The sequence below is a fragment of the Acidimicrobiia bacterium genome (assembly GCA_035471805.1).
Classification (GTDB): Bacteria; Actinomycetota; Acidimicrobiia; order Spongiisociales; family JAHEDJ01; genus JAHEDJ01.
On sequence record DATIPS010000004.1, the window covers coordinates 54,733 to 67,228 of the forward strand.

The window sequence follows — 12,496 nt, forward strand, 5'->3', positions numbered from 1 at the left end:
CGTGCTATGTTCCTCCCGCCAAGAGGAGGAACATGGCTCGTCAACTCGCCTCAGGAACGCTCGGTCGGCTTCGGAAGAAGCTCGAACAGGAGCGCGATCGTCTGGCGGACCTGCTCGATGAGCACGAGCAGGAACGTGAGGAGGCGCGACTCGCCGAGACCGCATCCGAGCGCAGTCCGGATCCCATGACCGCAGAAGGCGGTTCAATGGCTTTCGAATACGAGAAGGAACTCTCGATCGATCAGAACACCGCCGATCTCCTGCTCAAGATGGAGCACGCCCTCGCTCGAATAGAACGCGGTGAATACGGAATCTGTGAGGCGTGTGCGAAGCCGATCCCTGTCGCCCGCCTGGAGGCGCTTCCCTACGTCACCTTCTGCGTTGACTGTGCCAGAGACAGAAGCTGACCTGAGCCCCAGGTCCCGGCGAGCCTTTGTCCTCGGTGGAGCAACCGCCGCGATCGTCATAGTCGCCGATCGCATCACCAAACTGTGGGCGCTCAACGCCCTCGCCGATGCCGACATTGTCGCGATCGACGGCATCCTCAGCTTTGAACTGGCATTCAACACCGGTGCGGCCTACGGCCTGCTGAAAGGCGGCGGGAGCTTCATAGCCGTGGGAGCGATCCTGGCAACGGGACTGATCATCTACGCTCTGCGGTCCGTCGAAGGGCGTTTCGAGGCGATCACACTCGGTGCGATCATGGGCGGTGCCCTCGGTAATCTGACCGACCGCATCGCCCGCGGACCCGGTTTGTTCGACGGTGCGGTAGTCGACTGGATTGAGACACCCTTATGGCCGAATTTCAACATCGCAGACAGCGCCATAGTGGTGGGGGCGGTTCTGCTCGTTCTGGCGGCACTCCGGCGCGGCTGATTCGGGCGGTACCCGCCGACCTGGCCGGAGAACGCGCCGACAAGATCATTGCGGTTCTGGCCGGCATCAGCCGGTCGGCCGCGTCCGACCTGATCGAGGGTGGTCGGGTGGAGGCGGAAGGGAAGCCAGTCTCCCGGAGGGAGCGTCTCGGCGCCGGAGTCGTGTTGAGCTTTCCCGAACCTTCCTCGCCCGTCGGACTCCAGCCGGATGAATCCGTACCGTTCACGGTCCCATACGAGGACGAATGGATTGCCATTATCGACAAGCCTGCCGGAGTGGTCGTACATCCGGGAGCCGGGAGAGACACCGGCACGCTGGCGGCAGGAGTTCTCGCTCGCTGGCCTGAAGTCAGAGGGGTCGGCGAAACAGACCGCTGGGGAGTCGTACACCGCCTCGATCGAGAGACATCGGGCCTGCTGCTGATCGCCAAGGAAGCCCCGGTGCTGGCTCGGCTGCAGGCCGCCATCGCCTCCAGGGAGGTCTCCCGCCGGTATTACGCGCTCGTCCACGGGCGGCTCGACATGACCACCGGGACGATCGATGCTCCGATCGGTCGGGATCCGTCACGCGCAACACGAATGGCGGTGGTGGTGGAGGGAAGGCCGGCTCGTACCCACTACACGCTCAAATCGGTGTGGGGCGACCGTGTTTCCCTACTCGACATCTCGCTCGAGACCGGGCGCACCCATCAGATAAGGGTTCATCTCGCCTCCATAGGTCATCCCGTTTTCGACGATCGTGCCTATGGAAAGGGCGGGGCAGCGTCGGGAGCCGGCAGGTTGTGGCTACACGCCCATCATCTCGAACTGGATCATCCCGAAACCGGCGCCCGCCTGATCGTGGACTCGCCCCTTCCGCCGGAGTTGTCAAGGTCGCTCGAAGCACTCGGTGAGCCCGACGTCGGGCCGGACGATGGTTGACCGGGAGGCGCTCTCGGCCCTCCGCCATTCGATACTCACCTCGGCTTTCGCGCCGGAGGGTGTCCCGGAGAAGGTGGCGGCCGCCGGGGTGCTGGCTGCCTGTCCGCTCGAATCGAAGAGTCTCGAGGACTTCCTGCGATGGGGATCCACACCTTCGACAACGACTGCGGCCACTTCCTTCGGCGCACTGGCCCGCAGTGCTTATGCCGGCACCGTCGAGCCCGGGCTGGTCGGGCCGGTGGCAGGCGAATACGGCAGGCGGGGCGTGGCCGGCGCCGTCGGCATCGGCGCAGCAGCCAGGATGTTCGACGGATTGCGGACTCCGGCTCCGCAACGAATGTGCACGCCGATCGAGCCGCCGAAACAGAACGATGAGACGCGGCCGACCCTCATTCGCATCCGCAAGGCGTTCGACACGGTGCCACCCCCGTGGGGTGTTATGTCCTGGCAGCCGCGCACGCTCGGCCGGTGGTGGGACCTCCACGAGTTCGTCATGGCACCGGGACAGCTCACCGGGGACGAGAAGCGGTTGGTGATGGTCGCCGTCTGTGAAGTACTGGGAATGGCCGGGCTCTCCGGGGCCTATGAGTCTCTGCTGGCGGGTTGGCCGAAATCGGAGATCGAACAGGTGCTGTCTGCCGAGAGCAGGCGTATCCGGCGAGGTGTCCGATCGGCACTGGTTTCGATTGGTGCATATGCCACGGGTGCGCTCGAGTCCGAACGGTTCGAGCTGGCTGCGGCGGCGATGCCACAGGAACGAGCCGCCGAGTTCCGCGCTCTCGTAGACATCGCGGCGGGTTTGGCGGCCTTCGGCCCCCTCAGCTGAAGAACGTGGCTGCCAGTCCGTAGAGGTCCTCATCGACCCCCCTGACTGACTCGCAGGCTTCGGTCAACGGAACCGAGACCATCTCGTCGGCCCGTACGGCCACCATGACCCGGCTTTGGCCGGCCAGCGCCAGATCGACTGCTGCTGCCCCGAACCGCGTGCCGAGCACCCGGTCGAAAGCTGTGGGAGTTCCGCCCCGCTGCAAGTGGCCGAGCACTGTGACGCGTGTCTCGAAACCGGTCCGCGATTCCAGTTCGGGCGCGATCTGATAGGCGACTCCGCCGAGCCGCTCGAAACCGAATGCGTCGACGGGATGGTCGACCGACACGCCGTCCGGAGGTGCGACGCCTTCGGCCACTACAACCACCGAGTAGGTCCGGCCCTGCCGGTGGCGCCGCTTGAGGGCTGCGGCGATGTCATCCAGGTCGTACGGCACCTCCGGAATGAGGAGCCCATCGGCGCCACCGGCTATCGCCGCGTAAGTGGCTATCCATCCCTTGGTCCTGCCCATCACCTCGACGAGCATGATCCGGTTGTGTGACTCCGCAGTCGTGGCGATCCGGTCCACCGCCTCGGTGGCGATGCTCAGGGCGGTATCGAAGCCGAATGTGTAGTCCGTTGCCGCGATGTCGTTGTCGATCGTCTTCGGGACGCCGACTACCGAGAGACCTTCTTCGGAAAGCTTCAGGGCCGTGCGAAGCGTGCCGTCGCCGCCGATCACGATCAGGGATTCGATGCCGTTGCTTTCGATCGTGCGGCGAACGCTCTCATACCCGTCTCCGTGCACATAGGGGTCCATCCTCGAGGTGCCGAGGATCGTCCCGCCGCGCGACAGGATGCCGCGCACGCTGTCCCTGTCGAGGGGCCGGGTGCGCCCGTTCATCAGGCCTTCCCAACCGTTTTGAACTCCGACGACTTCTGCGTCGTAGTGCTCGCCGGCCCGGCCGACGACGGCGCGGATCACTGCGTTCAAGCCGGGACAGTCCCCTCCTGCGGTCAGGACGCCGATGACCCCGCTCATCAGTACAGGAACATCGGCTTGCCGCTCACATGGCGGACTTTCGGCCGGTACTCGTCGCGATCGTAGAGTTCGTCGACGTCGACCCGCTTGACGCCTTCGGCGGTGACCGAGATGGGCACGCTGGTGTAGGTCCCGCCTCGCAGCGACACCATGCGACCGGTTGCGCCTTCCATTGCGAGGTCGGCCGCCATCACCGCGTAGTTGATGGCCACCATCAGGTCGAGGGAATCGGGACTACCCGACCGCATCAGGTAGCCGAGCCGCTGCTCGATTATCGAGATGCCGGTGCGCTCCTTGATGAGCCGCGCCGTCACCTCGCCGATACCGCCGAGCTTGCGATGACCGTACGCGTCTGCCTCGCCCGTCTCGATGATGTCACCGCCGATCATTTGCGCACCCTCGGAGATCGTCAGGATGGCGTACTTGCTCGGGTTCCTGGCGCGGTCCTCGACCAGGAAGGCGGCCAGGCGGTCGATGTCGAAGGGGACCTCGGAGATGAGGGCACGGTCCACACCGGACAGGTAGGCCGTGACCAGTGAGGTCTCGCCGCTGTTACGGCCGAACAACTCGACTACCGCGATGCGCTCATGTGAGCCGGTGGCCGTGCGCAGATTCGTGATGAACTGGACTCCGCGGGTGATGGCGGTCGAGAAACCGATGCAGTACTCGGTGCCGTGAACATCGTTGTCCATCGTCTTCGGAATGGCGATCACGGGGAAACCCTCTTCGTGGAGGCGCTGGCCGAAGGAGAGGGTGTCGTCACCGCCGATGGGTATCAGCACATCGAGTTGCTGATCGTTCAGCACACGCAAGGTATGGGGCGTCAGGTCGTGCGGGCCGTCCCCGTCGATGCTCCCCAACAGGAAGTCGGGCACATCCCTCGTTTGAACTCTCTGAGGATTCGTCCGGGAGGTGTGCAGCATGGTCCCGCCGGTCCGGTCGATGGTGCGCACAACTTCGGGCGTCAGGTCGAGGAAGTGCTGCGCGGCGGAGGCGGGATCCTCGGGGTTGTGTTCCAGAACACCGGCCCATCCGCGTCGGATGCCGACTACCTCGTGACCGCGGTCCGCAACCCGGTTGACTACGGCTTTGATGCAAGGATTGAGGCCGGGGACGTCACCGCCGCCGGTAAGGATTCCGATTCGCATGAGGTCCTCCGGTCAACTGCCCTTGTAGACGTCGATGAAGCGCCGGTAGCTGGCGGCGATGGAGGCGACTGCCTCGGCACGGCTGATCTTCCCGTCTTTGAAGCCTTCCACGCCGGCCCACCAGATGGAACGGCCGATGGCGAATCCCGCGTATCCGGGAACGCCCGAACCCATTCGGAGCCAGTGGTCGACCTTTGCGTCGTCGGCTCCGCGTCCCAGGACTACCGCGATAACGTCGTCGCGTCCATCCGACCTGATGAGCCGCGAAAGGAGCTCGCAGCTGCGACGTCGATCGAGGCCCTCGATCTTCCAGATGTCCGGCTCGACGCCGGCATCGAGAATCTGCCGGATCGACTGAAGGGTTAGATACGGGCGGATCTCGGCGTCGTAGTCCGCTCCCGATTCGACGAGGGAGAGTTGCCGGTCGGTCGCCGGGACCAGAAGCTCGAAGAGGTAGGTCTTGCCGTGATCCCGGAGCCAGTCTCCAAGCCGCTTGAGCTTCTCGCCCTGGGCGCGGTTGTCTTCGGGGTCGTCATCAGGGTTCCAGCGCACGAGCACCTTTGCGAAATCGGCGTCGAACTCGGTGATGTGATCGCCGAACGCCTCCCCATATTCGAAGTCGAAGAGGGGCTGGCCGGATTTCTCCACCGGCATCGCCAGTCTGATACCGCGCGCTTTGGCATCGCGAGCCACGTCGGCACCCATCTCCTCGTCGACCAGAACGCCGACCAGATCCGGGGACAGGCCGTCCTCGACGGCTTTGAGAGCGCCTTCGTATACGAGGCGCTTGGCATCTCGCAGGGCGGCGGCTTCCTCGGCGGTCTCGTTGCGACCGGTGATTCCGAACATCTTCGACTTGAAGCTGCCCCGGTGGTCGAAGGCGAGGATGAAGAGCTCGTCACGCATTCTGGGTCTCCCTTGAGTGTCTGGAATCAGCTTTCAACTGTAGCCGCATGAGTTCCGATCGAAATCACGGATCTCCCGTGTTCGATTACCGTGGTCGGTCATGGAAACCGGAACCGTCTGCTACCGACATCCCGATCGCGAGACCCTGCTGGGCTGTGCCTCGTGCGGACGGCCGATGTGCCCGGAGTGTGCCTTCGACACGCCGGTGGGTCAGAAGTGTTTCGAATGTGCGCGGCCGGCCGCCGCACAAGTGACGGCGCGCCAACTCATGAACCGTCCGACTCCCGTCGCATTCGGTTTGATCGGCGTCGCCGTTTTGCTGTTCGTCGCGCCGCGGGTGATTCCCGGATTGACGGACACAACGGTCAGGTGGGCCCGGGATCTGATCGAGCAATATGCCGCGCAGGCGAACTGGCTGGTCGCGGACGGGGAGTGGTGGAGGATCCTCAGCGCCGCCTTCCTGCACGGAAGCTCGACCCATCTCCTGTTCAACATGTGGGCTCTGTACGTGTTCGGACCGGAACTCGAACGCCAGCTCGGCTCGGCCGCCTTCGCGGTCTTGTATCTGTCGACTGCCGCCGCCGGGGGAGCGACCGCCTACTTCCTCAGCGACGAAATCACTCTGCTGGTTGGCGCTTCCGGTGCCATATTCGGACTGTTCGGCGTATGGCTGGTCGGGTCGTGGCGGGTTCGGCACACGCGAGCCGGTGCTGCCCTGTACAGGCAGCTGCTCGTGCTCCTCGGGATCAATGCGGTGTTCTCTTTCGCGGTGCCCCGTATCTCCTGGCAGGGGCATCTGGGGGGTTTCGTGGCGGGGCTCCTCATCGGATACCTGTGGGGGCTGGTTCCGCAGAAAACCGCGTCGACCCGTGCCGGCATAGCTGCAGGTGTTGGGATCGTTTCTCTGCTCGCCGTTATTCTGGCGTGACCGGCCACTGCGAGCAGCCGGCACTGCTACAGTCGATAATCCCACTGATGTAGTTCGGATCCATGGCCCGCGACAGCTTCGCTCACCTCCACGTTCACACCGAGTTCTCGATGCTCGATGGAGCGGCTCGTGTAAACGACCTGGTCCGTGCGGTCGAGGCGGACGGACAACCGGCTGTGGCCATCACCGATCACGGGGCCATGTACGGCGTCGTCGATTTCTACAAGGCGGCGACCGCAGTGGGTGTCAAGCCGATCATCGGCGTGGAAGCCTATGTGACGCCGGGCAGCAGATTCGACCGTCCGGCTCGCGCCGAGAACGTCAGACACCACATGACGCTGCTGGCCGAGAACGAGGTTGGATATCGCAACCTGATGCAACTGGTCAGCAAGTCCTACCTCGAGGGCTACTACTACAAGCCGCGCATGGATCTGGACCTGCTCAGCCGCCATTCCGAAGGTCTGATCGCTACGTCCGGTTGCCTGGGCGGCCATGTGCCGAGCCTGCTGGCCCCGGATGCCTCGCGTGAAGAGGGGAACCGGCAAATGAGCCGGGACATGAAAGGGGCCGTTGCGGCTGCCGCCATGTACCAGGACATCTTCGGCCGCGACAACTTCTTCATCGAACTCGGAGACCACGGCATCGAGGCCCAGCGGCGGATCCTGCCCGACCTGGTCGATATCTCCGCCAGGATCGGCGCACCCCTCCTGGCCGCCAACGACTCTCACTACATCACGGCCGAGGATGCCGCCGCTCACGACGTCTTGCTGTGCATTCAGACCGGGTCGACGCTCGACGATGCCAGCAGGTTCCGGTTCGAAGGTACGGGACTGTATGTCAAGACTGCTCGGGAGATGCGGAACCTCTTTCCGGAGGACAGGTTCCCCGGCGCGACTTCGAACACGCTCTGGGTTGCCGAACGGGCCAACGTGGAACTCGAGTTCGGCAAGATCTTGCTGCCGGTGTTCCCGGTTCCCGAGGGACACACCGAACTGTCCTACCTCCGGGAGCTGGTGGAGGAGGGTGCCCGGCACCGATACGGCGATCCACTGCCGGACGATGCACGCGAGCGCATCGAGCATGAGCTGCGGATCATCGAAGAGATGGGATTCCCGGCCTACTTCCTGATCGTCTGGGATCTGATCCGATATGCGACCGAGCAACGGATTCGAGTCGGGCCGGGACGGGGTAGCGCAGCCGGATCGATCATCGCCTACTGCCTGAAGATCACGGCACTGGACCCCCTTCAGTACGGAATGATCTTCGAGCGATTCCTCAACCCGGGCCGTCGCGAGATGCCGGACATCGACATGGACTTCGACGAGCGTTACCGGGGCGAGCTGATTCGCTACGCGGCGGAGAAGTACGGATCCGATCACGTCGCCCAGATCATCACTTTCTCGACGATCAAAGGGAAGCAGGCGATCCGCGACGCGGCGCGCGTGTTGGGGCACCCGTACGGACTGGGTGACCGGGTGGCCAAGCTCATGCCGCCGGCCATTCTCGGCAAAGAGGCCTCCCTCGAGCAGTGTCTGACCCCTCCGCCGCCGGATGCCGACGTGACCGTCAAGGACTGGTATTCAAATGCTTCCGGTTTGCGTGAGGCGTACGACGCCGAAGCAGAGGTCCGGCAGGTCGTCGACGCGGCGAAAGGCCTCGAGGGTCTGCGTCGCCAGGACTCCATTCACGCCGCCGCGGTCGTCATCGCCCCTGAGCCGCTGACCGGACTGGTCCCGATTCAGCAGAAGGGCGAAGGGTCGGAGATCGTCACTCAGTACGAGATGCACGGGATCGCCGATCTCGGGCTGTTGAAGATGGACTTCCTCGGCCTCAGGACACTCGCCATCATCGAACGGACGCTCGAGTTGATCGAGGGTTCCGGCGGCGGGTTGATCGACATCGACAATGTGCCTCTCGACGACGAGAAGACGTTCGAGATGATCAGGGCGACGGACACGATCGGGGTCTTCCAACTCGAGGGTTCTGCGATGCGATCACTCATCCGCTCGCTCCAACCCGACGTCTTCGATCACATCGTTGCAACCAACGCCCTGTTTCGCCCGGGCCCGATGGGGCAAAACATGCACTACGAGTATGCCGAGCGGAAGAACGGACGAAAGCCGGTCGAGTATCCCCATCCGGCCACGCAGCCGTTCCTCGAGTCGACCTACGGCATCATCGTCTATCAGGAACAGGTCATGCAGGTGGCGCGCGACATCGCCGGCTACTCGATGGCCGAAGCGGACAATCTTCGCAAGGCAATGGGCAAGAAGATCAAGTCCGTCATGGAAGCCGAGAAGCAGAAGTTCGTCGAGGGATGTGCCGCCCAAGGACATCCGGCCAGTCTCGGCCGCGAACTCTGGGACGCCATCGAACCCTTCGCCGGCTACGGCTTCAACATCCCCCATAGCGCCTGCTACGCCTACATCGCCTATCAGACGGCATATCTGAAGGCCCATTATCCGGCCGAGTACATGGCCGCCATCTTGACGTCGACGAAAAAGGACAAGGACCGCACCGCGCTGTATCTCGGTGAGTCCCGCAGCATGGGTGTCGACGTGCTGGTACCGGACGTCAACGAATCGGAGGTCGATTTCACGGTTCGGGACGGCAAGGTGCGGTTCGGGTTGTCGGCGGTCCGAAACGTCGGAGAGGGCGTCGTCGAGCGCATAATCGAAGCCAGGACGACCGGCGGTCCGTTCGTCGACTTCCAGGACTTCGCCGATCGCGTCGATGTCTCTGCACTCAACCGCCGGACCGTCGAGTCCCTCATCAAGGCCGGGGCTTTCGACGCGCTGGGGCTGACCCGGAAGGGCTTGATCCTCACCTTCGAGCAGGTACTCGAGTCGACGATTGCCCGGCGGCGAAAAGAGGATCTCGGACAGTTCAGCCTGTTTGGAGGACAGGAGGAGGTGTTCACGGAGGTCGTTGAGGTTCCAGACGGTGAGTGGGACAAGCGAACGAAACTGGGTTTCGAGAAAGAGATGCTCGGCCTGTTCATCTCCGACCATCCGCTGCTCGGCGTCGAAGGATTGTTGCGCCGTCAGACCACGTGCGGGATACCGGACCTCATGGACCTCACCGACGGCGCTTCGATCATGGTCGGTGGTCTCGTCTCCGGCATAAATCGACGATTCACCCGCAGCGGCGATCAGATGATCTACTTCACGCTCGAGGATCTCGCCGGTTCTGTGGAGGTTGTGGCCTTTCCGCGCACCGTCAATGAGTTCGGACCCCTGATCCGCGAGGATGCGATCCTGCTCGTCAGAGGTCGTCTCGATCACCGCGGCGAAGATGTGAAGGTGATGGGCCACGCGATCGAGGAGCCGCATCTCGAACCGGACGGGGCGGTCACTCTCGAAATTCCGGCGCGTCTCCTCTCGGCCGAGAGGGTGAAGCAGTTGAAGGACGTCCTGATCAACCATCCCGGACCGGCCCCGGTTTACCTGCATATGACCACCGATACCGGCCACAAGGTCTTGAAGCTCGGCGACGACCATCGCGTCGAACCGCGCTCCGATCTCTATGCCGAGTTGCGCGAGCTGTTCGGCCAGAAGGCGATCCTCTGAAACGGTTGTTGGTTTTGGGTTCTGAGTTGTGGCTGTGTGGAACCCAATACCCTGAACCTCTCAGAACCTGAGTACCTCGAGCCCCTCCGCCTGTGTGAGCAGATCCTCCAGCGCATGGAGGTCGGTGGGGCTCTCCGGCTGCCACGGCACCGTCGCCACCGGTGTGCCGTAGCGAAGCGCGAACTCTTCCCGTCGCACGGCCTGCCGGGCGGCTTCCGCCGACCATTTGCGGAGGTTGTCCGCCAGAACCGGCGGAGTGTCCGCCGGCGGGCTCGCAACCCGCCACGCCTCGGGCAGAGATCGATTGAAGAGGACGAGTTCGGGAGGGCTGGCGACCTTCGGGAGGTAGCGGAAGAACCGCTCGGCCTCCCGCATCGGCGTCGGGTCTGAGGTGGTCACGACCAGAGTCGAAGCCTCTCTGAAATGCCGTTCGATGGCGGCCGCACGGCGGGACAGGCTGTCGTGCGTGGTCCGCAGGTCGAAGAGGAACTCGGCGACGCGTTCGAGGAGGTCGGAGCCGAGAACAGTGCTTGCCATTCGCAATGCAGGTCGGCCGGCGATCCGGAAGAGGCTGCGCCGACCAGGGAGGATTCCTCCTGTGATCCAGCGGATCAGACGTCCTCCTACGAGGTCCCGGGTCTCGGCCGGAGCGGTGAAGAACTCGATGCCGCCGGCAGCCGGAGGCGTGTCGACCACCACGACGTCCCATTCATCGCTCTCGAGATGGTCGGCCATGCGCTCGGAGGCGGCATAGGACTGGCTGGCCGGGAAGTGCCTGGCCGCCACCCGAAAGAACTCGGACGACACCAACCGTTCGGCAACCTCCGGGTCGGCATGACGCCGGGCCACTGCATCCCATGAGTGTTCGGCGTCGAGCATCGCCCCCCACAGGAGGTCGAGTTCGGGGTTGGCGGTCGGAACGGCACCGAGCGTGCCGACTCCGAGCGCATCGGCCAGCCTGCGGGCCGGGTCGACGGTGAGGGCGAGGGTGCGCCGTCCGGACCGGGCAGAACGAACCGCGATGGCAGCCGAGAGGGTTGTCTTACCAACGCCTCCCGCTCCCGTCACCAGGATCGCTCTCGTCACGGCAGCACCACCAGGTCGGCCAGGCGCGTCGCGACTTCTGCAGGTCCGGTCGCTCCGAAGAGATAGGGCAGGCGGGGTCCGTCCGGTGTTCTCTCGAGCCAGCGTGCTTGCTCTTCGGTCAAACCCCGGTGGAGCACGGCTGCGTCGCGCACCGGTCCGTCGTCGGAAAACGCGGCGGCGGATACCTCCAAGGGTTCCAGGACCCGGTTGGTGACTATTGAGTGCGTGGTTATCAGTTCGGAGTTGCGCAGCCAGGTCACCGCCTCCGCCGTCTCGAGCGCCGGGAGTTCCTCCGCGAGGGTGACCAGGATCAGCGCAGATTTCTCCGCGTCGGCCAGGAACTCGGCCATCCAGGCGGCCTGTTCGCGGATGCGGCCGGTCGGAACGAGATCGGAAACTGTCCGTGGGGCTCGAAGATGGGACCCGATCTGACCGATAGGCGGGCCGTCTGCAACGACGAGATCCCACGTATCGCCCCTCCGAACCTCATAGAGCGCCTTGCCCATCGTGACGATCTCACGGATTCCCGGAGCCGCCGACGCCAGCGCGTCGAAGGCCGTTGCCAGCGGTCCGAGCCTGGCGAACTTGGGGATGCCCACCTGCAGCCGCAAGTACTCGTCGAGGGCGGCGGGCCGTTCGATCTGCAGGGCGGAAAGGCCGGCGTGTATTTCGACGTGCTCCGGACCCAGGTGGTCCACGCCGAGATGCTCGGCCAGGCCCACCGACTCGGTCATCGACACGACCAGCACCCTCATGCCGGTCCGGGCGGCGCGCAGTGCCAGGGCGGCCGAGACGGCCGACCGGCCCACACCCCCCTTCCCCGAGACGACGATGAACCTCACGGATGACATTGACGCCCAGCGTAGTGGGGGCAGGGGTCGTCTCGGCCGGATGGGCGGGGTCCCCGATCGACCTCACCGGCTACGGTAGGCGATAGCCTGGAGCACGACGATGAGAGATGGAGTTACGCAATGGCAGAGTTCGACGTCGACCAGTTCATCAAACGCTTCCAAGCCAGGGCACACGCCGTCCAGGAGCGCAATCTTCCCCCGGTCGCAGGACCCGAGCGCCGTCTGCTGATCGAACAGGCTGAAGCCGATTTCATGGACTTCTCGCTCGTCGGGAACGCCAAATGGGCTGTGGAAGACGGGAACCTGGTGCTGCGGATTCCCCTGGCCGGGTGACGGCGGGGTTTTCGTAATCGTCGGGACTACCG

12 protein-coding genes are annotated in these 12,496 nt (G+C 64.2%); 7 read left to right on the plus strand and 5 right to left on the minus strand.

All coding sequences use genetic code 11. From position 1 onward, the window contains the following. Positions 1 to 32: 32 nt before the first annotated feature. From VLT15_00840 to VLT15_00855, 4 genes are read left to right on the plus strand one after another with little or no spacing between them, the layout of a single operon-like run. Entirely contained in the window at positions 33 to 407 is a 375-nt protein-coding gene (locus VLT15_00840) for a TraR/DksA C4-type zinc finger protein (protein HSR43760.1), read from the plus strand. Continuing rightward, a complete protein-coding gene (lspA, locus tag VLT15_00845; GenBank protein ID HSR43761.1) occupies positions 388 to 876 on the plus strand; it encodes a signal peptidase II in 489 nt (162 codons plus the stop codon). The genes VLT15_00840 and lspA overlap by 20 nt, the downstream gene beginning before the upstream one ends. Then, a complete protein-coding gene (locus tag VLT15_00850) occupies positions 795 to 1,796 on the plus strand; it encodes an RluA family pseudouridine synthase (GenBank protein ID HSR43762.1) in 1,002 nt (333 codons plus the stop codon). Before lspA ends, VLT15_00850 begins: the two co-directional genes overlap by 82 nt. Beyond that, positions 1,765 to 2,622 carry a hypothetical protein gene (locus VLT15_00855; GenBank protein ID HSR43763.1) on the plus strand — a complete coding sequence of 286 codons (858 nt, stop codon included), beginning with the start codon at positions 1,765 to 1,767 and terminating at the stop codon, positions 2,620 to 2,622. The genes VLT15_00850 and VLT15_00855 overlap by 32 nt, the downstream gene beginning before the upstream one ends. Here VLT15_00855 and VLT15_00860 read toward each other — a convergent pair. The 3 genes from VLT15_00860 to VLT15_00870 are packed head-to-tail and all read right to left on the minus strand — an operon-like array spanning position 2,615 to position 5,697. After that, complete coding sequence (locus VLT15_00860) at positions 2,615 to 3,643, minus strand: ATP-dependent 6-phosphofructokinase (GenBank protein HSR43764.1); 1,029 nt, start codon at positions 3,641 to 3,643, stop codon at positions 2,615 to 2,617. The two genes, VLT15_00855 and VLT15_00860, sit on opposite strands and share 8 nt — an antisense overlap. Next, positions 3,643 to 4,791 (minus strand): 6-phosphofructokinase, encoded by a 1,149-nt coding sequence (locus VLT15_00865; GenBank protein HSR43765.1) that lies wholly within the window; start codon positions 4,789 to 4,791, stop codon positions 3,643 to 3,645. Before VLT15_00865 ends, VLT15_00860 begins: the two co-directional genes overlap by 1 nt. Before the next feature lie 12 nt (positions 4,792 to 4,803). Further along, positions 4,804 to 5,697, minus strand: coding sequence for a DUF2090 domain-containing protein (locus tag VLT15_00870; protein HSR43766.1), 894 nt, complete (start codon positions 5,695 to 5,697; stop codon positions 4,804 to 4,806). 268 nt (positions 5,698 to 5,965) lie between these two features. On the opposite strand from VLT15_00870, the gene VLT15_00875 reads away from it, so the two are divergent. Both VLT15_00875 and dnaE read left to right on the plus strand, forming a co-directional pair. Then, a complete protein-coding gene (locus VLT15_00875; GenBank protein HSR43767.1) occupies positions 5,966 to 6,625 on the plus strand; it encodes a rhomboid family intramembrane serine protease in 660 nt (219 codons plus the stop codon). Positions 6,626 to 6,687: 62 nt separating this feature from the next. Next, positions 6,688 to 10,194 carry a DNA polymerase III subunit alpha gene (gene dnaE / locus VLT15_00880; GenBank protein ID HSR43768.1) on the plus strand — a complete coding sequence of 1,169 codons (3,507 nt, stop codon included), beginning with the start codon at positions 6,688 to 6,690 and terminating at the stop codon, positions 10,192 to 10,194. A 60-nt stretch (positions 10,195 to 10,254) separates the two neighbouring features. Here dnaE and VLT15_00885 read toward each other — a convergent pair whose 3' ends face one another. Together VLT15_00885 and VLT15_00890 are read right to left on the minus strand one after the other, a co-directional pair. Continuing rightward, on the minus strand, positions 10,255 to 11,280 hold the full coding sequence (locus VLT15_00885; GenBank protein HSR43769.1) for an ArsA-related P-loop ATPase: 1,026 nt from the start codon (positions 11,278 to 11,280) through the stop codon (positions 10,255 to 10,257). Beyond that, positions 11,277 to 12,131 carry an ArsA-related P-loop ATPase gene (locus tag VLT15_00890; protein HSR43770.1) on the minus strand — a complete coding sequence of 285 codons (855 nt, stop codon included), beginning with the start codon at positions 12,129 to 12,131 and terminating at the stop codon, positions 11,277 to 11,279. Before VLT15_00890 ends, VLT15_00885 begins: the two co-directional genes overlap by 4 nt. A 120-nt stretch (positions 12,132 to 12,251) precedes the next feature. Here VLT15_00890 and VLT15_00895 point away from each other — a divergent pair, with 120 nt between their 5' ends. After that, the gene (locus tag VLT15_00895; protein ID HSR43771.1) at positions 12,252 to 12,464 is read left to right on the plus strand and encodes a hypothetical protein; all 213 of its coding nucleotides are present in this window, start codon (positions 12,252 to 12,254) and stop codon (positions 12,462 to 12,464) included. The last annotated feature ends 32 nt before the right edge of the window (positions 12,465 to 12,496 follow it).